Raw genomic sequence first — 25,224 nt, forward strand, 5'->3', positions numbered from 1 at the left:
GCGTACCATGCCACATAACACGGGAAAGACCATGATGCGAACACGCTGGGTAATACTGGTTTCGGGTAAGGTGCAAGGGGTGTGTTACCGCGCTTCCACGGAGGATGTTGCCAGGCGACTGAACCTCACGGGTTACGCAAAAAACCTCCCCGACGGTCGGGTGGAAATTGTGGCGGAGGGCTTGCAGGAGGACCTTCAGGCGCTGAAGGATTGGTGCGAGGAAGGGCCGCCAGCTGCCAGAGTCGCGGGAGTGGAGGTTCGCGAAGTGCCTGTATCCGATGAATTTCGGGAGTTCAGGATAAAAGACTGAAGTTCTGCAATAAAAAAACCCCAGCATTTCTGCTGGGGTTTTGTATTGGCGGAGAGGGAGGGATTATTCGGGCCTTCGGCCCTCACCCCTTCGGGGCCGTCGTCGCTTTGCTCCGACGTTCCTCAGCCTGCTTTGCAGGCTTCGGTCGAACCCGCGAGGGCTCTTCTTACCCTGCCAATCGGCCAATAAAAAACCCCAGCGATGCTGGGGTTTTGTATTGGCGGAGAGGGAGGGATTCGAACCCTCGAAACGCTATTAACGTTTACACACTTTCCAGGCGTGCGCCTTCAGCCACTCGGCCACCTCTCCAATAAACTGTTCCAAATCAGTAATGTCGTCACTGATTTGAGGGCGCAAACTCTAATGAATTTTCAGGCGTTTGGCAACTCTCTTTGGGAAAATCGTGGAAAAAATTACACTGCCAAGCGACATCGGTTAACGATTGAGCGTTTTCGGGGCTATCGTTACTGTATGGAAATAGCCAGATGGGCGTCAGAATAACCAGCCAATATAAGGAGAACAACAATGCTGATGAAAGCCGACCAATCCATCCTGATCCTGATTGATCTGCAGGAGAAGCTGATGCCGGCCATCGCCGATGGCGGGGCTGTCATTGACCAATGCCTCAAACTGGCAACCATGGCCGGACTGCTGGAGGTTCCGGTAGTGGCAACCGAGCAGCTGCCGGAAAAGCTCGGTCATAACATGCCAGACATCCGTGAGCTGTGCGATCAGGTCATCGGGAAGTACCATTTCGATGCCTGCCCCGATGGATTGATTGATGAATTGCCTGAAGGACGCCAACAAATCGTCATCGGTGGCTGTGAAACCCACGTCTGCATGATGCAGACCGCGCTGAGCCTGGTGGATGCCGGTTACAAGGTCTGGGTGGTGGCGGATGCCACCGGGTCACGCAATGAGCTTGACCGGGACGTGGCCCTGGATCGCCTGCACCAGAGCGGCGCCAGGATTGTCACAGTCGAGATGGTGGCTTTTGAATGGCTACGGCACTGCAAGCACCCGCGTTTTCGCGACATTCAGGGACTGATCAAATAGCACCTGACCCATCGCGCATGCAATATTGTCGAAGAAGCCATTCGCTGGCCCCGGAGAAGTGTGCTTAAATGAACCTGTCGCAATTGCATGCACTGGTATCAGGAGTCGCAGGTTTTGGGCAGTATCAAAACAGCTGCACCGGCAATGCTGAACGATCTTTACGGCGGCGCCATGAATCCGGACGGCTGGCCGGTCTTCCTCGGAAAGCTCGCCAGACTGTTCCATACCGGGACTGCGTCATTACGGGTAACGGACATTCATGACCCCGTGGTTCACCGCTCTTATACCGTGGGTTTCGATGACACGGCTAACGCAACCTATCATGAAGGGGCGTTCTTTCATGACCCGTTCCGCATTCCGCTGTCTGAAGGCCCCCTTGGCAAGATTCAGGTGAGCCACCAGATTATTGCGGATCGGGAGTTCGAGCAAAGCTCCCACTACCAGACGATTTTCCGGCCCAACGGCAATTTCTACGCCATGGGCGCGCAATTCGACCGGGGGCAGCAATGCGCCATGCACATCGGCGTTCATCGCTGCCGGCGGGCCGGCGCTTTCAGCCCGGACGAACAGCAAACCCTTGAGTTTTTCTCACCACACCTGAAAAGAGCGGCGGACCTGACGCGTCTGATTGGCCAGTTTGAATCAGCTCTCCAGCAGGCACACGCCGCGCTCGACCGCTTGCCCTTTGGCGTCTGGATCCTGGATCACCACTTGCGTTGTCAGTGGCTTAATAACGTTGCAGAAGAATGCGCGAGAACCCGGGCCTTTGGGCTGGGACTTCATGGTGGCAAACTCGCATTCAGCAACGAGAGTATGCATAACCAGTTACGCGCCGCTGTCCGCCTGCTCCAGGATGGGACCTGCAACACCCACAGCATTTCAGTTTCCCCCAGGGGGGCGTCACTGGTGCTGGTTAACTACCGCCAAGGACCATCGAGTTTTGGCACCACTGCATACGGTGGAGAGACAGTACTGGCCTTCCTCCTGAACCCGGATCGTCCCGTGACACTGAACACCAACCACCTGATGTCAATCTACCGCCTGACGCCCGCGGAAATCCGACTGGCCGGGGAGCTGGTCAGAGGGCATGACATCAAGGAAGCCAGCGCCTGCCTGGGCATTTCGGTACATACTGCGAGAACACAGCTCAAGTCCGTCATGCAGAAAATGCAGGTGACCCGCCAGGCCGACATGGTTCGCTGCCTGCTTCTGGGAGCGGCTTCCCTGGCGCCGGAACACCACCATGCTTGAAAGAGACAGCGGTCGATGGCTGTCATGGTCTGACCACGGCCCCCGTGACGGCAAACCGGTATTCTTTCTCCACGGCATTCCCGGATCACGCGTGGCGCCCGCCGGGCTGGCAACAGAGGCCAGCGCTTTGGGGCTTCGCCTGATCAGCCCTGACAGACCAGGATACGGTGACTCCACCCCCATCGGGCACTATGGCTTGGCCGACCACACCAGCGACCTACTGGCTCTGGCGGACCATCTGAAACTGGAGCGCTTCTCGGTACTGGGATTTTCCGGAGGTGGGATATTCGCTCTCGCCTGTGCCCTGAGTGCGGCTTCCCGAATAGATAACCTGGTGGTTGTCGGGATGCCGGCCATCCCGCTGATGGAGGATCCCTTTGCCCACGGCGGGGAGCTGTCGGCAGGCACGTGGCGCCTCGGGCGGGATAACCCGGAAACGCTTCCAGCCCAGCTCGAGCCGCTTCTGACGAGCGCCGAATCCCTGTGTAACGCCATGCACCAGGCCATGTCGGCCAACGACACCGCCCTGCTCTCACAGGAGCCTTTGCGGTCCGCCTATCTGGATGAAATCAAAGCGGCAACGGCTCAGGGGCCCCGGATCGCAGCGCTGTCATTTGCACGGGACATAGCCCTGATGGCCGGAGACTGGCCATTCAAGGCCGGACAAATCAACCAGAAGGTCCATGTGGTTCATGGACTACACGACAACCTGGTGTTTCCCGAGCATGCCCGCTGCCTGGCAAGCCACCTTCCCAACTGCGAACTCAGCCTGCTCGACACAGCTGGCCACTATACCGCGCTGACAGCGCCGGAAACCTTGCGGCTACTTACCCAATAATGCATCAAAGCCAGCTGTTATCAGTCCGCTGACGATTCAGAGACCGCTGGTGTCCGGGAATGGAGAAGCCAGGAAGTCATCAATACCGCGTGCAGTATCAGCAATGGAATCGACGCCAGCAGCAAGCCGGTCCAGCCTAGCGCCGTCAGCACAGCCCCGGCGCTGAGTGCCGCGACAGCCTGGGAGCTGAACACCATCATATCGTTCAGCCCCTGAACCCGGAAACGCTCCTCATCCCTGTACCCCTTGGGCAACAGGGTGGTGCCACCAACGAACAGGAAATTCCAGCCCACACCCAACAGAATCAGCGCAAACAGGTAATGATGGAAAGTGATGCCACTGAACGCCAGCAGTATACAGGCCAGGTAGGCTATCAACCCGCCGGCCATCATCAGGGGAATGCCGACCACCCGGGTCAGCCAGCCGCTGATCAGCGACGGCAGGTACATGGCAACAATATGAATCTGGATCACCCGTTTGGCGTCCGGAAGTTCGTGGCCGGCCATCTCGGTCATGCTTAGCGGAGTAGCTGTCATGATAAAGCTCATCACGGCATAACCAATGGCTGCTCCGCTGATGGCGGTCCACACCACGGGGGCACGCAGGATGTCTTTCAGGGGTCGACCGCCCCCGGCCGGAGCTTCCCTGACCAGTTCACTTTTTGCGCGATAGCCCAGCGCCAACACCCCCATCGCCAGTAACTGGACGACGCCCAGCCCCAGCCAGCCTTCGAGGAACGGGTGATCCCCCTGGCCCGCACTGCCGAGGAGAGCAATTTCAGGTCCCAGCCACGCGGCAATCAGGCCACCAAGCAACACCCGCGCCGCGGCGGAGCCTGCCAACTCCGGCTTGACGGATTCCATCGCGGCGAAGCGGTACTGATGAACTACCGCCAGCCCTGTCCCGCCGACAATGGCTGCCAGACACAGCAGCGGAAAACTGGAAAGCCAGGCCGAGGCCCCGCCCGTCAGACCGGACAGCACCCCCATCAATGCACCAAGAAGCATGACCGGCTTTCGACCCAGGCGCTCCATCAACCAGGTTGCAGGCTTGATCGCCAGCACAGTGCCGACTACCACCAGCCCTACCGGCAGAGTGGCCCACTCGGGGGACGGCGCCAGGATCCGGCCATGGATGCTGCCGATGAAGACAATGAAGGGGGCCGTACACATGGCCAGTGCCTGGGCGGCAACCAGTATCCAGACGTTGAGAGGCATGGGCGGGTTATTTCTTCCTGTAAATAATCCCCGGGTGGCACTGCACCATTTCGTACAGGTGGGGCAATCCATTGAGTGATTCCGACGCGCCCAGAATAAGGTAACCACCGGGGTTCAGGGTGGCGTGAATGCGCGTCAGGATGTCCTTTTTGAGTTCCGCAGAAAAATATATCAACACATTGCGGCACATGACAATATCAAACTTGCCCAGCATATACCGCTCCAGCAGGTTCAGTTCCTTGAACTCCACCATGCTCTTGATCTGGGGACGTATCTGCCAGCCGCCGTTCAACGATGGCGCGAAGAACTGCTTCTGGCGCTCCGGGGACAGCCCGCGCCCAATCGCGATCATTTCGTACTCACCTTTGCGGGCGACTTCCAGAACGCTTTTGGATATATCCGTTGCAGTCAGCTTCACATCCCGGAGTTTACCCGGGCGCTGACGCCGGAACTCCTCGATGATCATGGCCACCGAGTATGGTTCCTGCCCCGTGGAACAGGCAGCCGACCAGATCCTCAAAGGCTGCATGGATTTGCGTTCAGCAAACTCAGGCAGCAGCTTTTCCTGAAGAATCCGGAACGGGTGGTTGTCGCGGAACCACAGGGTTTCATTGGTGGTCATCGCGTCAATGACCAACTCCCTGAGATTGCTGCGGCCCGGACGCTTCAGCTGCCCCAGCAGATCCCCGAGGGTAGTAAGCTGGTTTTCTTCGAGAATGCGGCGCAGACGGCTTTTTACGAGGTATTGTTTGTTCTCACCCAGCAGAATGCCACAGGCATCCTGCAGGAACGTCTTAAAAGCTTCGTATTCCTGTGGCGTAATGTCCGCTTTCATTGAATCTCTGCGTCAGGTGAATCTGCAAGGATCGCCGGCCCTAGGCACGATCAATTATTTCCATAACCTTCTCGGCCAGCTCATCTGCACTGAACTTTGCCATAAACTCGTCAGCGCCAACCTTCTGCACCATTGCGGTATTGAACACACCGCTCAGTGAGGTATGGAGCATAATAAACATATCCCGTAACGCCGGATCGTTTTTGCATCGGGTCACCAGAGTGTAACCATCCATCTCTGGCATTTCGACGTCGGAAATCACGAGGGACAAATGATCGCTGGCCCTGGAACCATCTTCAGTGATTTTTTTCAGGTAATCAAAAGCCTGCTTTCCATCGTCCCGTGTAACAACCTCCATGCCGATGGCGGTCAGGCATCGCTCTATCTGCCGTCTCGCGACACTGGAGTCATCAACGACCAGCACAGGCAGGTGTGCCTGAACACGCCCGGCGCTGCGGGCCACCAAATCCTGGTTAACATCGTCCCTGAGCGGAGAAACTTCTGCAAGAATCTTTTCTACATCGATGATTTCAACCAGTTTGTCGTCCATTTTTGTGACCGACGTCAGGTACACATCGTTGCCGGCACCCTTGGGCGGCGGCAGGATATCTTCCCAGTTCATGTTCACGATCTGGTCAACACCGGTAACCATAAACCCCTGGGTCTTGCGGTTGTACTCGGTGATGATGACGAAGCTGTTCGCCAGCTCCTCGCGGGGAACTCCGGGATGGCCGATGGCCATGGCCAGATCAATGACGGGGATGGTTTCACCGCGGATATGGGCGACCCCCCGAACCACGCTACGACTTTTGGGAATCGACGACAGCTTGGGGCACTGCAGGACTTCCTTTACCTTGAAAACGTTGATGCCATACATCTGCCTGCCGCGAAGACGGAACAACAGGAGCTCCAGGCGGTTCTGCCCCACCAGCTGCGTACGCTGATTTACACTGTCGAGTACCCCTGCCATTACTTTTCCCCCAGGTCTGCCCGCGGACATGCCGGCATGCATTTTGCTTTTTCTGCTCTCAAGAGCGGATGAAACCAGCTTTTCGCCGGAATTTTGACTCACTATGTGAAGTTAACGGCCGATTCCCCGAACCCTTAAGCTTTTCGGGATCTTCCACTGACAATTGACAGCATAGGACAAACCGCAGCGTATGCGCATCACCATTTTTGTCGTCACACTGTTAACGTCTGTCCCGGTGCTGGTGCAGGCCGCAAACACCACCGCCGAGCAGATCAGGAGCGCTGCGGCTTCGTTCCTTGACGAGTTTTCGAAACAACAGGCGGACAACGGTTTCGAGGTCATACACAAAACCGGCCGACTGGACAGCCGACTGGCCCTGGCCACCTGTAACGCCCCCCTGAACGTCAGTTTCAGCGGTGATCCCTGGAAAACCACGCAACCGACGTTACAGATCTCGTGTCGCGGCGAACGGCCGTGGCGCATGTTTCTCAACGCGTCCGTGTCCATTACCGGAGAAGGCCTTGTGGCCGCGCGCCCACTGGCCAGGGGAGAGCGGGTCATGGCGAACATGATCGAAACGGACTCAGTCGTGGTTAATGCCACCCGCAAGGGTGTGATTACCAACGTTGACCAGCTGGTGGGCATGGAGATGCGACGCGGCGTCAACGCCGGCACACTGATGACGCCAGACCTGCTCTCAGCTCCGGCAGCGGTGACCAGAGGCGATCATGTTATCATCACCGCCAGAAGTGGAAATTTCTCGGTCAATTCTCGCGGCAAGGCCATGGCCGACGCGGGCGTGGGCGACCAGGTACTGGTAGAGAATCTGTCATCGTCCCGCACCGTGAAAGCATTGGTGACCGCCCCGGGCCAGGTTGAAATTCCTATGTAGGTGCGGCGCGCTTTTTCCGCAGGCGGCAGAGTCTTGCCGCTCCACGCTCTGCGAATGACAGAAGTGTAATCTTCTGGAGCTAAAAATTCGCTAAAGCTTCCGGCCTGACGGCCGATACGCAGGTATAAAATTCGCGAATGCTGTCCCCCGTACAGTCAATAAGGTAAGCAGGTACCGATATGTCAGTTGACTTTAATGGAATTGGTCCCGGCCAGGTCAACACCCAGAGAACCACGGCCGACAAGTCTGGCTCCACCCAGAATGCCCAGCCCCAGGCACCCGAGCAGGCCAAGAGCCAGGGTGCCCGCGGTGAGAACGTAAATCTGAGCAATCAGGCCAAGAACCTGAAACAGCTGGAACAGAAGCTGGGTGATTATCCGGAAATGGATGATGACCGCATTGAGCAGATCCGTGCGGCGCTGGCCGATGGTTCATACAAGGTTGACGCCGAGAAACTGGCCCAGAAAATGCTTGAGATGGATAAAAGCATATTCGGGTGAGTAAATCATGGCCGCAATCGATGAACTGAAAGACCTTCTCTCTCAGGATATCCGTCAACTGGATGCACTGGCGGATATTCTGGAGCAGGAAAAGTCCTGCCTCTCTTCCTCGGACATGCAGGCACTGCAAGCAATAACGACCGAGAAAAACACCCTGCTCGACCAGATCCGCGGCCGTGCCAGGCAAAAAATTCATACCCTCGTTGCCATGGGCTATCGCCCGGAAAGCGGAGCGCCATCCCGTTTTATCCGCAGCGCCGGATTATCCGATCTTGCGTCGCTGTGGTCGCAGGCCAATGAGCGCCTGACGTTCTGCCAGGAGATCAACCAGAACAACGGTCGCGTCATCAGCCACATGCAGAAGCGCCTGTCGCGCCTGACAGACATCTTCCGTGGCGCCAGCAGCCAGCAAAAGCTTTACGGCGCCCATGGCGAACAGACCGGCGCTTCCCAGAGAACCATCCTGGCCAGCGCCTGATCCCGGCCAACGCACTCTCCGGAATGCCTGCAGAGTGCCTGCAGGCCTTACCGGGTATAGATGGTCATCCGCGAAGCCGGATCGAAACGGATATCGTGGATGCTGACATTGCCCAGCGCCGGCGTTCGCCCGCCACTGACCCGGATGTTATCCATGCGGATCTCCTCTATCCGCTCCGGGAAAGCCAGGGTGAGCGATCCATCAGTCCCGAGCTGATGTCGGGGTTCGTCGTCGCGATAGTGAACCCCTTTAATGGTCAGGTCGGAGTCCAGGAAGTTCAGGATTGGAACAAAAATATGGGCCGTCAGCTTGATACCTTCCACCACATCCGGCTCCTGGCTGCCTTCACCGCCCCCCGGCACCATGGCGGTGGCGGCAGCAATACGTTGCGCCAACGCGCTATCCCCCTGCCCGACCACCCTCGCCAGATCGTCATCACTCAACGGTGACAACCCCTTGCTCCGATACATCTCTCCGGAATCCGGCGAAGCTGCCTGCGGAGAGTCTGCGCCACTACTGGCCGCAAAACTGACCAGCGGCTGCAGCGGCAATGCCACCATGGTGATTAACGCTGCAGCGTTGCGGTACCGTGATTGGTGTTTAAGAACCCTGTAGAGCTCCCGCTCGGTGATCCACCCGGCCTGTACCAGCACCTCCCCAAGGCGTTGACCGGTTTCCTCCTGAAGGCGCAATCCCTCTTCCAGCTGTACCGGAGATAAATACCCCCGGTTGATGAGCAATCGCCCCAGCCTTGATCTCTCTTCAAATCCCTGACGGATCTTCACTTGGCCCCTCCCTTGATTGCACTCACCGTACATCCCGGCCCGGCGCTATTTTGTTGTTTAACAATCTTAAGACAGGTTAGACGATCACCACGCATCGTGCATGGAGATTATCCGTTCCCGAAGGAATATCTGCTAACATCCGACTACTCAAAGCTACCGCTGCCCGATGGCCAGCACTTTCCACGGAGTGAACAAGGTGACCCAGAACCAATCGCAATCCAAGGCCGCTTCCCCGCTTTTTGTGACCCGTTTCTTGCTGATCCTGATGGCGTCACTTTCGTTCAGCACTCAGCTCTTGGCGGAAGAACCCCGCTCCGCGGATAACCCGTTGCCCCAGGTCCGCATGGAGACCAGCGAAGGCGTTATCGAGATCATGCTTCGTCCGGATGTGGCTCCGGAAACCGTGGCAAACTTCCTTGAATATGTGGAAAGCGGCTATTACCGGGACACGATCTTTCACCGGGTGATTCCCGGATTCATGATTCAGGGCGGTGGTTTTGATCGCGACCTTGTTCGCAAGGACACCCGCAGCCCGATCCCCAACGAAGGCAGCCCCACCCTGAAAAACCTGAGGGGAACCATTGCCATGGCGCGTACCGGCCAGCCCCACTCAGCGACCTCCCAGTTCTTTATCAATGTTGTAGACAACCCATACCTGAACGCATCGGACAACCCCAAAAAATGGGGATATGCAGTCTTTGGAAAAGTAACCGAAGGCATGGGTGTCGTGGATGCGATCGCCAGCACGCCAACCGGTCACTCCGGCGGCATGGCGGATGTCCCCCGGGAACCGGTGACCATCAACAACATCACCATTATCAATAGCGGCAACGCTTCCGGGAACTGATGGCAGAAGTAACAGCGCCGGCCATGGAGCCGGCCGATATCCTGTGGCATGACGGCGTTCCGGAATCCCGGCTGTTCGGTGATCTCTATTTCAACCGGGACAACGGGCTGGATGAGACCCGATATATTTTTATCGGGCACAATCGATTACCGGAACGCTTTGCCCGGGTCGGGAAACACGCCTCGTTTGTTGTCGCGGAATCCGGCTTTGGTACCGGCCTGAACTTCCTGGCGACCTGGCAGGCCTGGCGGAACAGTCCCGCCAGCCAGCACGCCACCCTCCACTTTGTGTCTGCGGAACGTTATCCTCTGACCCGGGACGACCTGGTCCGGGCAATGAAGTTATGGCCGGAACTGACTGACCTCAGTAACCAGTTGGTCGATCAATACCCACCACTGGTGGCGGGAGTCCACCGAATATTGCTGGATGGGGGGCGGGTTCGTCTGACGCTGTATTTCGGGGATGTTCTGGATGCCTGGCGGGAACTGGAATTCACCGCCGATGCATGGTTCCTGGACGGCTTCGCCCCCTCTCTGAATCCGGGTATGTGGCTGGACGATGCCATCAGTCAGGTCCGCCAACACAGCAAACCGGGTACCACTCTGGCCACCTTCACCGCCGTTGGCCGAATCCGGCGTGCGCTCACGGACACCGGCTTTGCGATGATCAAAACCGCCGGGTTCGGCGGTAAACGGGATATGATTGCGGGTGAAATCCCGCTTCCTGCGTCTGCCACCCCGAATCCAGAAGCCGGCAAACCGGGCTCCGTCGCGGTTATCGGCGCCGGTATCGCAGGCAGCCTGTTAGCCAGAAACCTCGCCGAGAGAGGGGTTGAAGTCACCCTGATAGACAAAGCCGGTGATGCTGGCGCAGCCGCATCCGGCAACCTGCAGGGCGCTCTTTACGTCAAGCTGGGCGTGGAATTCAACGCCCAGACCCAACTGGCATTGACCTCCCTGCTGTTCAGCCAACGCTATTACACACCGTTAACGGGCAACGGCTGGCACCCTACCGGGCTGCTGCAAACAGCCTGGAGTGATCAGGAGCAACAGCGCCAGGAGCGATTCCTGAATCGTAACCACTACCCGTCGGACATAGTGACACCGGTGGATTCGGCAACCGCCGGCAAGCTGACCGGTATACCCGTTGGCACAGGCGGGCTGTGGTTTCCCCACAGTGGCTGGCTGGAACCAGCATCCCTCTGCCGGACACTGACGGATCATCCCAACATCCGCCGCCATTATTCCATGGATGTCCGCCGCCTTACGCAGTTGGAAGATCGGTGGCTGATCCCGGGTGCTGGAACCGACATCAGCGCCGACAAGGTCGTCCTCTGCGCCGGTCACCAGACACCGGAACTGATCCCCATGGCGGGTGGCACGGGCGCATTCCGGTTTAAAGCAATACGCGGCCAGGTCAGCCACTTGCCCGAAGACAGCGTCCGCGCACCAAGTGCTGTGATTTGCGGCCCCAGGTACATCAACCCTGCCCGCAACGGACTCTGCGTGACCGGCGCCACCTTTGACCTTCATGACCTGTCACCACAGCAAAGCCTGGACAGCCATCAGGAAAATCTCAACGAACTGACGGCCATGCTTCCCGACCTTTGGCCAGACAAGCCGCCGGCAGAGTCAAAGATAGCCCGGCTTCAGGGACGGGTCGGGTTCCGGTGCACGACCCATGACTATCAACCGGCTGCGGGCGAGCTGGCCAATCTGGAAGGCAGTACCCTTGATGGCCTGTTCGTATTCACCGGGCTCGGCAGCAAGGGCCTCACCTATGCCCCGTTGCTCGCGGAATTCCTTGCGGATAAGCTCACGGGGCAACCGCCATGCCTGCCCCGTTCGCTATCAAAACGGGTGGACCCGCACAGGTGTTATAGGATGAAAATTTCCAGATCCAGTGGGTGATCGGACTGAAGGTTTCCGCAACACGGCCGATAACCAATGAAAGGGCACTCAAACCCCGGAGATACCCATGGCCATATTTGTCAGTGAACCCGGCAGACCTGTCGGAACTCGCCTACCGGAAATCTTTCGGGGACGCCGCGTGGGTGACGTGACGGAAATGACGGAATCCCACGCCATTAACACTGGCCACAGCGAAGTGACGGATGCGGAATTTCAGCGGGCCAGCCATTCTCCTGCCCATCACCGGGCGATGGAAGAATATGGCTCCGCGGCCTATGACGAGCCCAGGGAACAACGCAGTTACCTTCCAGTATCGACCATCTGTACACCGGTTATCCACTCACTGCCGGCCACCGCAACCTTGTCGGAAGCCCTGACCACCATGGATGACCATGGCGTACACCACCTGGTGGTCACCGCAGGGGACAATGTCGCCGGGCTGATCGACCTGCGCTGGCTTCTCGCCTGGTTGCACGAGAACCAGGCTAACGCCATGAGTTATAGCCTGGCACATATCGAGTTGCCGGCATTCCTGACGGCATCGCCGGAAACCGACGCCCACCAGTTGGCAAGGCTGATGCTGGCCCATCAACTGAATGCCGCGCTGGTCATCGACAAACAGGGAGCGCCCGCCGGCATCGTCACCAGTACCGATTATCTGAAGCTGTACGCCGCCGCAGGTCGTCAGCAGGGTAACGTTTAGTTCAGCCGCTTGCCCTCCGCTGAGAACAGTACGATCTTCCATTCAATGCTCCCTCCGACGCTCTCACGCAGCAGGGTAACAATCTCGTCATCACGGTAATTGGCCAGCGCTTCGATGCGGGCACCATCAATTTTCGGCTGCACTCTCCAGAGATCCCAGGCATCCGGATTATCCTCTTCGCTGGTCACCGTCTCGCCCGGTGAAATACGCGCAATAACCGGTTGCTGAATGCCGCCGTCCACCGCGTCTTCGGCAAAGGCCCCCGTTGTCGCCCCGGCAACAACAAGGTCATTATCGAACGCCTGCAGCGTCAACAGGTTGTCCTTACCGGTCCGCGAAGGATCTGCATAGGAGAATGCATAATTCACATGGCCCGATACGGAATACCCAAGAACGAAACCGTTATTTCCGGCCACGGGCTCACCGAGCAGGACATTGTCATCATCGCCCGATTCATCGATGGAGTAGCGCCGGTTGCTGTTTCCCAACAACCATATATTGCTGAGACCATAGAGCCCATCCGTCAACACTTCCCCACCATCGGTTCCACGCTGGTATACCGTGATATTGCTGTCCGCGGCGGACGCGTTATAAAAGAACGCATCTGTGGCGCCGGCGCTGCTCTGGCCCGCGACAGCGCCACTCGAAGCCCCGAACAGGTATGGACTGGCACTAACCGCACTGCCGGCCACCACGGTCTCATCCTGGCCAGAGCCCACCTGCCGCGTCCAGGCCAACTTGGGTACCAGATCGTCACCATCCGTGTCGGTGTCTATTCGCTGCAGAAAGCTGTCGATTCCGCCGGCCCGGGATTCGCCAGCCCAGCGACCGTTGGTTTCCCCGGCAACCGCCACAAACCCGCTGTCGTCGTTGATACCAACCCAGCGAGGGATGTCGTCCGCCGATGTGCCGGTACGAAGTGTCCAGACCGGTGAATACTCGCTGCCCTCTGCGGCAGCCGAATCAAACCAGTACAGACTGGTGACCACATCCAGTCCACCGTGGGCAGGCTGCCCGGGCATATCGGCTTCGGCGGCGTAGGCAACAACAATTTCAAAACGATCCACCCGGGTACTGCCCTGGGTCACCTGGCGCCGGGTATAGTGGATCACCGGTTGCGGCTCGTTCAGCTCTGTCGCGCCATCGCTAACTGTCACCTCCTGCAGCAGTTCCCCCTTCTGATCAAATATGCGGACCAGAACCTGATCATTAGCAGCGTCGTTGTACCCGGTTACGTACAACCTGCCCTCGTGCCCAAGGGCAATATCGGTTGGCACAAAGTCATCCGTCTCGTTGAGGACCAGCGGGGCCGATAACTCGTTGATGTTGATGCGCAACTCCCCGTCTTCCGCGAACCCCGCAAACCCCTCGCGGCCCGCCTGGTACGTCTGATCAACTCCGAGTAACAGGAAACGGTCGTCCATCCCGATATTGCTGTACTCATCGGCATCGGGAATTCTCACGCGGAAGCGAACCCGGTCTGTCTCCGCTGGGAATTCGATTATGTCGTTATCTTCCCACTCACCCGCATCGTTAAGGACCTGGATGTAATAGTCACCGGCCTTGGCAACGGAATCCTCACTCTCTCCCAGCCGGGCGCGAATGCTCCCTTCCCTTTCGCCACTGAGGACGGCCTCGAACTGCCGTTTCGTCCCCACCGTGAGCGCATCGCGCTGACGACCACTGACCGTTTCAAGGCGTACCCGGGGTTCGTTGTCATCAACCACCAGGGTGGTCCGTACGCCGCTGTCAGATGGCCCAAGGGCCGCCAGGCCGTTTCGTACTTCCGTGAGGGCAATCTGCAGGGACTCCGAGGGCTCAGGCACCGTATCGTCAACCACCTCCAGGCGGATATAGCATTCGGTAATTCCCGGCTCCAGGGTCACCACGCCCTTCGAATAGACACCGTTTTCATCCTGCTGATAATCCAGGTAGTCCGGAACCGGTAATTCGCCCTCGCTGTCACTGCCCAGGGCCACGATATCCTTGCCGATAATGGCATCATCGCGGTTGGCGTCGCCCTCCTCGCAGCGCTGGTGCTCCGGATCAAAACCCTCGTCGCAGGAATTCGGGTCGAAATCCGAAGACAATTCGAAGGCTACCGCTACCCGCGTCACCGATGGCTGTTCCAGTAACACCCGGACCAGCACCGGGTTGGTATCGGTTGTACGGAGCTCGGTACCGGTCACCGCACCCTCATCGTCGTACAGGTTGATGTGGTAACGGTGTGAGCCCGTCTCATCGAGCTCCGGCGCCTCGCAGCGGGTTTCTCCGGCTTCAGGCGTTTGCGCTGACTGACCTTCGGTAAAGGTATCGGCGTCGAGTGATAGCGGGTTGCGCTTGACCTCGATATCGAACGGCTGGACACCCGCGCGCTCACCATCGGTGGTAATCAGGTTGATATTCTCGATCTTGCCCAGATCGGCGTCACCCCGGTTACCGCCACTGAGCCCCGGAACCCCCCGTACAATAATACCCGGGCGCGCCTTGTTGCTGGTGTCTTCCAACGCCAGCCAGGACGGTGCGTTGGTCAGGGAAAAATCCAGTAACCGCTCGCCGCCATAGGCCCCGAAATTGTAGTAATACTCCACGCCAAGGTAGGCTTCCCCCGGCGGTACGCCGAGAACGGTCGGATCATCGGAACCTTTGTCGGTCTTGCATCCGGTGGAAATCAGGGCCAGAACAATCAGCAGGCCATGGCATCTGGCCAGAAAGGCAATGCGTGGTAGCAAGTCGGCGCGCATGGAAAATCCATTTTGAAGCGTTGTTATTATGGGCGCGCACGCAGGACAGCGGCCTGCGTTACACACCGTTACAGAACAACACCATGGTAATCAATTTATATCCGGGGGGATCTGCGCGAGTTCTCAGATTCGCAGGCCGGGATCCCTGCCGTGAAACCCCGGCCTGATTGGCTATACGCCGTGGGACTCCAGGAGAGAGCGGAAACCGTCTTCATCCAGTACCTTGACCCCAAGGGACTCGGCTTTGGTCAGCTTGGAACCGGCGGCCTCTCCGGCGACGACACACGATGTTTTTTTGGAAACACTGCCGGCAACCTTGGCACCCAGCTTTTCCAGGCGTTCTTTTGCCTCGTCCCGAGTCATTTCCGTCAGCGTTCCCGTCAATACCCAGGTTTCTCCAAGCAACGGCTTTGGCTCAGCAGTGATTTCTTCCGTCTGCCACTGAACGCCTGCGTTTCTCAGGGCAGCAATGGTTTCCTGATTGTGGGGCTGGTCGAAGAAACTGCGGATATGGCCGGCCACGATGGGCCCAACATCCTGCACCTGCTGAAGCGCGTCTTCATCCGCTTCGCCAATCGCCTCCAGGGACCCAAAGTGACTGGCCAGGGACTTGGCAGTTGCCTCACCTACCTCGCGGATTCCCAGGGCGTAGACAAACCGCCAAAGCACCGGATTCCGGGACTTATCAATTGCCGCCAGAAGGTTCGTTGCGGACTTGTCGCCCATGCGCTCCAGACCGGTTAGATTGTCTTTGGTCAAACCGTAAATATCCGCCACGGTCTCCACCAGGCCCTTGTCCACCAGGATATCGATCCATTTATCCCCCAGCCCCTCGATGTCGAGCGCCTTGCGGGAGGCATAGTGCCGGATCGCTTCCTTTCGCTGCGCCGGGCAGTACAGGCCACCGGAGCACCGCGCCACCGCCTCGCCTTCAATCTGGATAACGTCCGAATCGCAAACCGGACAGGTGTCGGGCAGCTCAACCTCGCGGGCATCACCAGGCCGCTTTTCCAGCACCACTTTGACCACCTGGGGGATCACATCACCGGCACGGCGGATAAACACGGTATCGCCGATACGGACATCCAGACGACGAATCTCATCCATGTTGTGCAGGGTGGCGTTACTGACCGTCACACCGCCCACAAACACCGGCTTGAGCCGCGCCACCGGTGTGACCGCGCCGGTGCGGCCGACCTGGAATTCCACGTCCTCGATGACGGTGAGCTCTTCCTGGGCCGGAAACTTGTGGGCGATCGCCCAGCGCGGCGCGCGCGATACAAAACCCAGGGCCTGCTGCTGTTCCAGGCTGTTAACCTTGAATACGATCCCGTCGATTTCGTACGGAAGCTCAGCGCGCTTCTCCATCAGCGTCTCGTAGGCGGCGAGACATTCGTCCGCGCCGGTCGCCTTACGCATTTCCGGGTTGATCCGGAACCCCCATTCACGAACCTGCTGCAGGCAGTCCCAGTGGGTACCGGGCAGAATGGAATCATCGGCAACGGCAACACTGTAGGCGCAGAGCTCCAGTGGCCGACGTGCGGTGACTGACGGTTTTTTCTGCCTGAGACTGCCGGCTGCCGCGTTGCGAGGATTCACAAATGTCTTCTCACCCTGATTCGCCAGGGTCTGGTTCAGCTTCTCGAAACCGGCTTTGGGCATATACACCTCGCCCCTCACCTCCACCATCTCCGGCACGTCTCTACCCCGGAGCCTCAGGGGAACGGAAGGGATGGTGCGGATATTGGCGGTGATATCCTCGCCGGCGTAGCCATCGCCCCGGGTGGCTGCCCGGGTAAGCCCCCCCTGTTCGTAATGCAGGCTGACCGCCAGACCATCCAGCTTGGGTTCACAAACGTATTCGATGTTTTCATCGGTTTTCAGGCGGTCTTTCACCCGGCGGTCAAAGTCCCGCAGTTCCTCATCGTTGAACGCATTGTCGAGCGACAGCATGGGGACCCGATGCACCACCTCTTCAAAGCTGGTTTCCGCATTGGCGCCGACACGCCGCGTGGGAGAGTCATCCGTAACCAGCTCGGGGTGGTTCGCCTCCAGATCCTGCAGCTCTCGGAACAGGCGATCATACTCGGCATCCGGTACCTGCGGATCGTCAAGCACGTAATAGCGATAATTGTGCTCGTCTATGGTTTGCCGCAGTTCCTGTACCCGGTTTGCCGTCTCGGGTGTCGCTGTACTCATACCTGTTATCCCTTGGCGCTACAAAAAAATACCCGGATTTTACCGGGTATTTTACTCTTGACGATCGCTGCAACGCTCAGTGGCGTGGCGACCGCTGTTTACGTTCAAACTCTCGTATCCGCTGGCGACAGTGTTCGATGGTCTGTGGTGTCATTACGCTGCGCCGCTCATCTTTCAGCTCCCCGCCCATGTTGCGGACCACGCACTGGGCAGTTTCGAGCATAAATTCAAAGGCCTGCAACGCGTTGGACGGGCCAGGCATGCTCATAAAAAAGCTGATACCGGGGGTCGACATGGCAGGCATGTCCTGAGGGCGGAAGGTGCCCGGCTCCACCGCGCTTGCCACACTGAACTGCACCGGGCTGGTAGTATCCGATTCCTCGTGGCGATGGTAGATGTCCATGTCACCGTATTCCAGGCCACAGGCTTCAAACAGCTCCTTCAGGACGCTGCCTTTGAAATCCTCGCCCTTGCGCGCCAGAACGTTAATCACCACAACCTCCCGCGCCTCCGGGCGGTTTGCGCCGGCCAGCGGCTGCCCGGACCGTTTTGGCGTCTGGTCACGCCGGGCGGTGTCCTCCTGCACTTCGCTGGTCACCACCGGGGGTGGTGTCGTTGCGGTGTCCGGCTTACGGGCCGCAGGTTCACTTTTCGGCTCGGGAACCGTTTCCGGACGCGCTTCCTGCCAGGGCTCGTCGACAATGTCTTCATCCGGTTCCGGGTCATCGTCTCTTGCGCCCCAACCGGTATCAGCGGTTTCGTAATCGTCACGATCATCAGCCTGGAAGGCCTCGTCGCTTACTCCTGCGTCCGGTTGTGCAACATCGGGTTGTTGCTCTTCAGCCAAGGCCTTTTTCTCTGCATCGCTGACTATCGGGCGCGTCGGCTTTTGCACCGGATTGCCGAAGCGACTGGAGCGCTCGCGCTTCAGATAGCCTCGCTCTTCCAGGGTATCCCTGGATATCGTGCGGGCGCCACCATTGGGCAACTCCGGGTTGTATTCGTCGTCCAGTGGTGACTCATCCAGGTCATTGGCGCCCATACCGGATGAAATCGCGATGGATTCCTTGCGAGCCCGGCGCATTCGACGGAGGCCGTCGATGACAATGCCGATGATAACCAGGGTACCTATGGCAATTAACCATTCCCTTAGTGACATAGTGATGCTGTCCTGTTTGCAGATCGGATATCGTTGCTACTCTAAGAAAAGCCTGTAATGAATACAACGCACAGGTGGGCCAGATGGCCGTTTTGTCATCTTTGGCGGTATTCCAGGCCCCTTGACCCCGGGGCCCTACGCTTCCGCCAGGGCGGCCGCCTCATCCACATCCACCGATACCAGTCGTGAACACCCGGGCTCATGCATGGTAACCCCCATCAACTGGTCCGCCATTTCCATGGCGATCTTGTTATGGGTAATGTAGATGAACTGAACCTGCTTTGACATCTCCTTCACCATGTTGGCATAACGGCCAACGTTGGCGTCGTCCAGCGGCGCGTCGACCTCGTCCAGCATACAGAACGGAGCCGGATTGAGCTGGAAAATGGAAAATACCAGCGCAATGGCTGTCAGTGCCTTTTCACCACCGGATAACAGGTGAATGGTACTGTTCTTCTTACCCGGCGGGCGCGCCATGATGGTCACCCCGGTTTCCAGCAGGTCTTCCCCGGTCAGCTCGAGGTAGGCGTTACCGCCACCGAACACTTTGGGGAACAACGCCTGCAGTCCGCCATTGACCTGGTCAAAGGTTTCCTTGAAACGCTGGCGGGTCTCCCGGTCAATCCGCCGGATCGCATTGTCCAGGGTTTCAAGCGCTTCCATCAGATCTTCATGCTGACTGTCCAGGTAGGTTTTGCGCTCGCTCTGGACCTGGTATTCCTCAATCGCCGCCAGGTTAATGGCGCCCAGCCGCTGGATCCGGTTGCCGATTTTTTCCAGCTCATCGGCCCACGCCTGTTCCGTGGCCTCTTCCGGAAGTTGTTCGAGAATGTCCTGCAACTTCACATCGAGCTCCTGGAGCTGTTCAATGTGGTTGCCGGAACGAATCTCCAGTGCCTGGGATTCCATTTTCAGCTTCTCAAGCCGGGCGCGAATATCCTGCACTTCATGTTCGGTGCGACTTCTGCCCTGCTCTTTCTCCCGGACTTCCCGGTCAATTTCCTCCAGGGCATCCCTGGCGACACCGAGTTTCTCTTCCTCGGCGAGGCGCCTGTCCAGCAGCCCCTCGAGCTGCATCTGGAGATCTTCAATCGGCTCTTCGGCACTTTCGCGGGACTCTCGAAGGATTTCCAGGCGCTCTTCCAACCGCTCCTTCTGCATCTGCATCCGGTCAATGGTCTGGCGCAACCCGTCCCGCTGGCTGTTCAGGGACTGTAACTGCAATTGCAGTTGGTGGGCGTGATCGCGGTCGTGCCGGGCTTCCTGGCGCAGATGATCCAGGTTCTCCCGAAGCGAATCCCGCCGTTCGAGCAGCTGCTCTTTTTCCTCGTCACTGTCTTCCGTGGACGCCAGCGCCTCCTGCCACTCTTCCCGCGCTTCCTGCAACTGCTCCTGTTGTTCCTCAAGGCTGAGCGCCACGTCTTCAGCATCATCCCGGATACGCTGAAGACGGTCATCGATCTGTTCCGCCCGGGCTTTCAGGCCGCTGATTTTCGAGGACAACCCGCCAAGCTCGCGCTCGGCGTCACTGAGGCGCCCCTGGGCCTCATCCCGGTTGGCTTCCGCCCGTTCGGATTTCTCCTGCAGATCGTCCAGTTGTTCGTTGGCCTCCTGCAGCAATGCCTCAGCTTCGTCGAGCTCTTCCGCCAACTGACTGACTTTTTTCTGGCGCTCGATAACCCCGACCTGCCCGGCGTCGGAGTCCGGCATCAGAATCCAGTCCCGGGACACCCAGACACCTTCCCGGGTGATCACACTGTCACCATTGTTCAGGGCATCCTGACGGGCTAGCGCGTCGTCCAGGGACTCGGCGGTGTCTATGCCCGCCAGCAATCCGCCAATTCCCGATGCGCCGGAAACCCTCGAAGCCAAGCCGCCCACACCAGCTACATCCTGAGCACCGTCAGTAACCAGAGCCAACCCCCTGGGAGCGCCAGACAGTGCGTGATGAAGCGATTCCATGCCGGCAACGCTCACCCCCTGGCTGAAGCGGCTGATCACCTGCTCTACGGCAAACTCCCAGCCATTATCGATCGTCAGCTGCTGGGCAATCCGGGGGGCTGACTCCAGGCCAAACTCCCGTAACCAGGATTGCAGTGCATCGTCCTGAGCACCCATCTGCTCATCCAGCAGTGCCTGCTGGGATTCCAGGGACGCCCGGAGACTTTGCACCTTCTGGCGATAATCGGACGCCTTCTGTTCGGCGTCCTTCTGTTGCTGGCGAGCCTCGTACAATTCGTCCTGAACCGCTGTGATTCGTTCTGCCGCTTCTTCACGCTGAAGCTCCAGCGTTTCCTGCTGCTCCAGCAAATCCTCCAGCTCTGCGCGATCCAACTGGCCTTCAAGCAGCTCCTGTTCGTCTGCCAGCCTCTGCTGGCGGGTCTTCAACTGGGTAATCGCATCTTCCAGGGACCGTATTCTGGACTGGGCCAGCTCAGCCTGGCGTCGGGCATCCGCGGAACGGGAACTGAACTCTTCCCAGCTCTGCTGCCATTCGCTCATGGCGTCTTCCGCCTGCTGCAGTTTTTCCCCGGACTCCTCGGCGCGGATCGACAGCGCTTCCTGTTCCGGCTCGATCATGTCCAGCTCTTCCTGGATACCGGACAGCTTCTCTTCGTCCTGTTCCAGCTCCCTGGCCAGCTCTCGCTGGTTTGCCATGGCCTGATCCAGTTCGGTGGCAATCTGACGGCCCCGTTCCCGCTGGTGCTCAAGGCTTTGCTCAATCCGGGCAATATCGGCACCCGCTTCATAGAACCGCGCCTGCGCCCGGTTAAAGTGCTCGGTACGCTCCTGATGGCTGTCCCGCAGGGACTCCAGGGATGTTTCCAGGCTCACCCGATCGGTCAGGTATTTCTCAAGCTCCAGTTCAGTATCACGGATTTTCGAACGCCAGGTCTGCAGGTCATTGTCCAGGGACTTCCAGCGCAGGACCGTCAGTTCAGCCTTCTTCTGGCGTTCTTCCTGCTTGTAGGCCTTGTACTTTTCCGCAGCAGCAGCCTGACGCTCCAGGTGTTGCAGCTGGCGACCGAGTTCTTCCCGCAAATCGGTCAGGCGCTCAAGGTTTTCCTGGGTGCGACGAATGCGATTCTCGGTTTCACGGCGCCGTTCCTTGTACTTGGAAATGCCTGCCGCTTCTTCGATATAGATCCGCAGCTCTTCGGGTTTTGCCTCAATCAGGCGGGAGATCATGCCCTGCTCGATGATGGCATAGCTTCGCGGACCCAGGCCGGTGCCCAGGAACAGATCGGTGATATCGCGACGACGGCACTTCGAGCCGTTGAGGAAGTATTCAGATTGGCCTTCGCGGGACACCCGCCGGCGAACGGAAATCTCATTGAATTTGACAAACTCTCCGGGCGCAGAGCCGTCGCTGTTATCAAACACCAGCTCAATCGACGCCTGCCCAACCGGTTTGCGGGCGCTGGACCCATTGAAGATAACGTCGGTCATGGACTCGCCACGCAGATATTTGGCGGAACTTTCCCCCATAACCCAGCGCACCGCATCAATTATATTGGACTTCCCGCATCCGTTAGGACCGACCACCGCCGTCATATTGGAGGGAAAGGGCACCGTGGTCGGATCAACGAAGGATTTGAAACCGGACAGTTTGATGGACTTCAGGCGCATATCAGGCGCTTGCCTCCTCCCTGAGTATTCTTAACACCTGTTTACGCTGATGCTCACCAAACCTGATGATCGCCGCCTCAACCCTGGCAGCATCGCCGCTGGCAGAAGCATCGGCAACTTCGGTAAAGAAGCGACCGGTTTCCGTCAGTTCCTCACGAAAGTTCTCCAGGGCAACAAAGTAGGTACGGCTGATGGCAGGCCGGAAGTTTTCCAGGGTTTCCTCGAGAAACGGATTATCCACCAGGGTGTAGGCATAGCGCATGACGCCGAAGCCGGCCTCGATTACCTGCTCGGCGGCATCGCTTCCGGACGAATTCAAAGCATCGGTAACCGCCTGAAGCTCCCGGGCCTGGCCGACAATACCCGCCAGCTCCTGGGACGACCAGCGCTCCATGACTTTACGACCCAGCATACACAGGAGATCGATATAGATATCGTAAAGGCTGTTCACAAGCTCCGGCGTCAGTCTTGATACCATCGCCCCCCGGCGGGGGAAAATCTCGATCAGGTGGCGGCGCTGGAGAATCAGCAGCGCCTCGCGGACGGAGCCGCGACTGACGTTCAAATCACCCGCGACCTTGAGCTCCTGGATTCGCTCGCCAGGTTTGAGCTCACCGGTCATGATGCGCTGTCCCAGATGCTGGGCGATTTGCTCGGATAGACTTTCGGGGGCCTGAAACCTCATAAAGTTAGTCGCTCACTTGCTGCAGACGGCACGATAATAAGCGCAAAAGTTTACCACAGGGATTGGCTGACCCCATCCCCTTGTCTGACATTTCGACCATACCCTTTAGCGGCAAGGAACTGCCGACATTCTGACGCTTTGTCATCATTCTGTAGCGTGGTCGACAATTACGATAGCATATGCCCGATATCCGACTGTTTAATATATTAATTATTCACTCGGCACGCTTTGTGCTTATAGAGTAAAGAATTCTGACACATGGCGACTCTTCCGTGAAACACATCCCTTCTATTGCCAAGAATGGACCGCAGCCCCAAAAACTCGCAGCCCTGCGACAGGCCCATCAGGAATGGAACGAATCACCCGACATCCTGACGCGTCTGACCAGAAGGCTGTCCACCACTCTCTCCCTCGACAACCAGATGGCAATCCTGGCAGAGGAGATTGGCGCGGTTATACCTTTTGATGCGCTGCAGTATCGGCATCAGATCGGCGGAACGGATTTTGTCTACGCATCCGGAGTGGGCGGCCCCCACCGTTGCGACTATCGCCTCAACCTGGAAGGCGAGTTCTATGGCACGCTCTCTCTACGGCGCCGACAGAAGTTCACGGAACAGGAACTTGAAGGGATTGAGTTGGTATTGGGTGCAGCCATCTGCCCGATCAGGAATGCCTGCCAATTTATCGCCATCGAGCAGGCCGCGCTAACGGATTCACTGACCGGCGTCCCCAACAAACGCGCCATGGATGAGGCTATGCAGCGGGCACGTCAGCTTTCGGACCGCCACGGCGACATATACTCACTGATTCTTTGCGACCTGGATCATTTCAAGGCGGTGAATGACAACCATGGCCATGTGGTGGGAGACCACCTTCTGAAACTGGCCGCTCGTGAGCTGGAAAAAGCGGTGCGGAGTTCCGATTCGGTGTACCGGTTCGGTGGTGAAGAGTTCGCAATCCTGCTACCCCACACCACTGACCAGGAAGCGCGCGATGTGGCAGACCGGATCCGTGAGAATATTACGACCATCGTCGTCAACTGTGGTGACATTAACGTTTCGGTCACCGCAAGCTGTGGCGTCGCCATGCACCTGGTGGGCGAAGTGGCGGACCAGTGGCTGGCCCGCGCCGATGAAGCGCTGTATCGGGCGAAAGACCAGGGTCGCAATTGCACCCGGGTCTTCGCCTGTATCGGCTAACTCTTCTTGATGCTGCGCACCGACTTACGGGGCGGTTTCCTGCCCTGAGCTGCCGGGTTTTTCGAGCTGACATCCCATTTCCGGCTGCCGGCTTTGCGGGCGGCGGGGCGGCCCGGCTGCTTGTTACGCTTGCGCTCAAGCGCCGCCTGTTCGTTGGGCGTCTTGGCAGGAATGGCCACCGAATCCAGCCCGACTGAGCGGCTCAGCGTATCAACGGCCTTTTGGTCGAGCTCTTCCCACTTTCCAACGCTCAACCGGCTCGGCAGGAATATCGGGCCGTAGCGAACACGCTTCAACCGGCTCACCCGGACACCCTGGGATTCCCACAGGCGACGGACTTCCCGGTTACGCCCCTCCAGCAGGGTGACATGGAACCACCGGTTGATACCGCTGCCGCCGGCCGGGGAGATATCCGAGAACTTCGCCATGCCGTCTTCCAGCAACACGCCGTCCATCAGCCGCTGCAACATCGCGTCATCCACTTCGCCAAATACCCGGACGGCATACTCCCGGTCGATTTCGCTGGACGGATGCATGAGCCGGTTTGCCAGCTCGCCATCCGTGGTGAACAGCACCAGCCCCGTGGTGTTGATGTCCAGGCGACCAATGGAAATCCATCGGTGATCTTTCAGCCGCGGCAGACTGTCAAATACCGTGGGCCGGCCTTCCGGATCACGGCGGGTGGTGACTTCGCCCTCCGGCTTGTTATAAATCAGCACTCGGCGCACCACTTCAGACCCCGATGCCAGATCAAGACGCTTGCCATCCAGCTCGATACGGTCACTGAGGGTCACCTTCTGTCCGGGCTCAGGAAGCTCGCCATTCACCGTTAAACGGCCAGCCTCCACCCAGCTCTCAACCTCACGCCGGGAACCAACCCCCGCACGGGACAGCAATTTCTGGATTCTCTCCGGACCACCGGCAGTGGTCGGCGATGTTTTACTGGTAGCGGAGGACTTTCCTCCTGGCTTACCCGGGCGCTCTGACGCCATGAATTCATCCTTTCATATGGGCTG

Annotated in this window: 21 protein-coding genes and 1 tRNA gene; 11 read left to right on the top strand and 11 right to left on the bottom strand. The window is 58.4% G+C overall.

Annotated elements, in window-relative coordinates; genetic code table 11:
- The first annotated feature begins 31 nt into the window (after positions 1-31).
- Entirely contained in the window at positions 32-310 is a 279-nt protein-coding gene (locus ACJO3M_RS07230) for an acylphosphatase (protein WP_407000703.1), read from the top strand.
- Positions 311-528: 218 nt separating this feature from the next.
- On the opposite strand, the gene ACJO3M_RS07235 is transcribed toward ACJO3M_RS07230, so the two are convergent.
- Positions 529-619: transfer RNA gene (locus ACJO3M_RS07235), tRNA-Ser, on the bottom strand.
- 216 nt (positions 620-835) lie between these two features.
- On the opposite strand from ACJO3M_RS07235, the gene ACJO3M_RS07240 reads away from it, so the two are divergent.
- The 3 genes from ACJO3M_RS07240 (at position 836) to ACJO3M_RS07250 (ending at position 3,455) form a co-directional block, all read left to right on the top strand.
- Positions 836-1,366 carry a hydrolase gene (locus tag ACJO3M_RS07240; RefSeq protein ID WP_407000704.1) on the top strand — a complete coding sequence of 177 codons (531 nt, stop codon included), beginning with the start codon at positions 836-838 and terminating at the stop codon, positions 1,364-1,366.
- Positions 1,367-1,480: 114 nt separating this feature from the next.
- Positions 1,481-2,617 (top strand): helix-turn-helix transcriptional regulator, encoded by a 1,137-nt coding sequence (locus tag ACJO3M_RS07245; RefSeq protein WP_407000705.1) that lies wholly within the window; start codon positions 1,481-1,483, stop codon positions 2,615-2,617.
- Positions 2,610-3,455, top strand: a complete 846-nt coding sequence (locus tag ACJO3M_RS07250) for an alpha/beta fold hydrolase (RefSeq protein WP_407000706.1) — start codon at positions 2,610-2,612, stop codon at positions 3,453-3,455. The genes ACJO3M_RS07245 and ACJO3M_RS07250 overlap by 8 nt, the downstream gene beginning before the upstream one ends.
- 20 nt (positions 3,456-3,475) lie before the next feature.
- Here the strand turns inward: ACJO3M_RS07250 and ACJO3M_RS07255 are convergent, their stop codons facing one another.
- The 3 genes from ACJO3M_RS07255 to ACJO3M_RS07265 are packed head-to-tail and all read right to left on the bottom strand — an operon-like array spanning position 3,476 to position 6,477.
- Positions 3,476-4,672 (bottom strand): MFS transporter, encoded by a 1,197-nt coding sequence (locus tag ACJO3M_RS07255; protein ID WP_407000707.1) that lies wholly within the window; start codon positions 4,670-4,672, stop codon positions 3,476-3,478.
- 7 nt (positions 4,673-4,679) lie between these two features.
- Complete coding sequence (locus tag ACJO3M_RS07260) at positions 4,680-5,507, bottom strand: CheR family methyltransferase (RefSeq protein ID WP_407000708.1); 828 nt, start codon at positions 5,505-5,507, stop codon at positions 4,680-4,682.
- A 40-nt stretch (positions 5,508-5,547) separates the two neighbouring features.
- Positions 5,548-6,477 (bottom strand): chemotaxis protein CheV, encoded by a 930-nt coding sequence (locus ACJO3M_RS07265; protein WP_407000709.1) that lies wholly within the window; start codon positions 6,475-6,477, stop codon positions 5,548-5,550.
- Between the two features lie 190 nt (positions 6,478-6,667).
- On the opposite strand from ACJO3M_RS07265, the gene flgA reads away from it, so the two are divergent.
- From flgA to ACJO3M_RS07280, 3 genes are all read left to right on the top strand, one after another.
- Positions 6,668-7,369 carry a flagellar basal body P-ring formation chaperone FlgA gene (gene flgA, locus ACJO3M_RS07270; protein WP_407000710.1) on the top strand — a complete coding sequence of 234 codons (702 nt, stop codon included), beginning with the start codon at positions 6,668-6,670 and terminating at the stop codon, positions 7,367-7,369.
- 179 nt (positions 7,370-7,548) lie between these two features.
- Complete coding sequence (gene flgM / locus ACJO3M_RS07275) at positions 7,549-7,869, top strand: flagellar biosynthesis anti-sigma factor FlgM (protein WP_407000712.1); 321 nt, start codon at positions 7,549-7,551, stop codon at positions 7,867-7,869.
- A gap of 7 nt (positions 7,870-7,876) precedes the next feature.
- The gene (locus tag ACJO3M_RS07280) at positions 7,877-8,347 is read left to right on the top strand and encodes a flagella synthesis protein FlgN (protein WP_407000713.1); all 471 of its coding nucleotides are present in this window, start codon (positions 7,877-7,879) and stop codon (positions 8,345-8,347) included.
- Between the two features lie 47 nt (positions 8,348-8,394).
- On the opposite strand, the gene ACJO3M_RS07285 is transcribed toward ACJO3M_RS07280, so the two are convergent.
- Positions 8,395-9,132, bottom strand: a complete 738-nt coding sequence (locus ACJO3M_RS07285; protein WP_407000714.1) for a cyclic di-GMP-binding domain-containing protein, MshE-related — start codon at positions 9,130-9,132, stop codon at positions 8,395-8,397.
- Positions 9,133-9,373: 241 nt separating this feature from the next.
- On the opposite strand from ACJO3M_RS07285, the gene ACJO3M_RS07290 reads away from it, so the two are divergent.
- The 3 genes from ACJO3M_RS07290 (at position 9,374) to ACJO3M_RS07300 (ending at position 12,592) form a co-directional block, all read left to right on the top strand.
- Positions 9,374-9,979 carry a peptidylprolyl isomerase gene (locus ACJO3M_RS07290; RefSeq protein WP_407000928.1) on the top strand — a complete coding sequence of 202 codons (606 nt, stop codon included), beginning with the start codon at positions 9,374-9,376 and terminating at the stop codon, positions 9,977-9,979.
- The gene (gene mnmC / locus ACJO3M_RS07295; protein ID WP_407000930.1) at positions 9,976-11,889 is read left to right on the top strand and encodes a bifunctional tRNA (5-methylaminomethyl-2-thiouridine)(34)-methyltransferase MnmC2/FAD-dependent 5-carboxymethylaminomethyl-2-thiouridine(34) oxidoreductase MnmC1; all 1,914 of its coding nucleotides are present in this window, start codon (positions 9,976-9,978) and stop codon (positions 11,887-11,889) included. Before ACJO3M_RS07290 ends, mnmC begins: the two co-directional genes overlap by 4 nt.
- A gap of 67 nt (positions 11,890-11,956) precedes the next feature.
- A complete protein-coding gene (locus tag ACJO3M_RS07300; protein WP_407000715.1) occupies positions 11,957-12,592 on the top strand; it encodes a CBS domain-containing protein in 636 nt (211 codons plus the stop codon).
- Here ACJO3M_RS07300 and ACJO3M_RS07305 read toward each other — a convergent pair.
- From ACJO3M_RS07305 to ACJO3M_RS07325, 5 genes are all read right to left on the bottom strand, one after another.
- Positions 12,589-15,336, bottom strand: coding sequence for a hypothetical protein (locus ACJO3M_RS07305; protein ID WP_407000716.1), 2,748 nt, complete (start codon positions 15,334-15,336; stop codon positions 12,589-12,591). The genes ACJO3M_RS07300 and ACJO3M_RS07305 overlap by 4 nt on opposite strands.
- Before the next feature lie 171 nt (positions 15,337-15,507).
- The gene (ligA, locus tag ACJO3M_RS07310) at positions 15,508-17,535 is read right to left on the bottom strand and encodes an NAD-dependent DNA ligase LigA (RefSeq protein WP_407000717.1); all 2,028 of its coding nucleotides are present in this window, start codon (positions 17,533-17,535) and stop codon (positions 15,508-15,510) included.
- A 76-nt stretch (positions 17,536-17,611) separates the two neighbouring features.
- Complete coding sequence (gene zipA, locus ACJO3M_RS07315) at positions 17,612-18,694, bottom strand: cell division protein ZipA (protein ID WP_407000718.1); 1,083 nt, start codon at positions 18,692-18,694, stop codon at positions 17,612-17,614.
- Between the two features lie 135 nt (positions 18,695-18,829).
- Positions 18,830-22,324 (bottom strand): chromosome segregation protein SMC, encoded by a 3,495-nt coding sequence (smc, locus tag ACJO3M_RS07320; RefSeq protein WP_407000719.1) that lies wholly within the window; start codon positions 22,322-22,324, stop codon positions 18,830-18,832.
- A gap of 1 nt (position 22,325) precedes the next feature.
- Positions 22,326-23,009 (bottom strand): GntR family transcriptional regulator, encoded by a 684-nt coding sequence (locus ACJO3M_RS07325; RefSeq protein ID WP_407000720.1) that lies wholly within the window; start codon positions 23,007-23,009, stop codon positions 22,326-22,328.
- Between the two features lie 272 nt (positions 23,010-23,281).
- On the opposite strand from ACJO3M_RS07325, the gene ACJO3M_RS07330 reads away from it, so the two are divergent.
- Entirely contained in the window at positions 23,282-24,208 is a 927-nt protein-coding gene (locus ACJO3M_RS07330) for a GGDEF domain-containing protein (protein WP_407000721.1), read from the top strand.
- Here ACJO3M_RS07330 and rluB read toward each other — a convergent pair.
- Positions 24,205-25,200 (bottom strand): 23S rRNA pseudouridine(2605) synthase RluB, encoded by a 996-nt coding sequence (rluB, locus tag ACJO3M_RS07335; protein WP_407000722.1) that lies wholly within the window; start codon positions 25,198-25,200, stop codon positions 24,205-24,207. The genes ACJO3M_RS07330 and rluB overlap by 4 nt on opposite strands.
- Positions 25,201-25,224: the final 24 nt, after the last annotated feature.

It is taken from the genome of Marinobacter alkalisoli, from assembly GCF_045449795.1.
Classification (GTDB): domain Bacteria; phylum Pseudomonadota; class Gammaproteobacteria; order Pseudomonadales; family Oleiphilaceae; genus Marinobacter.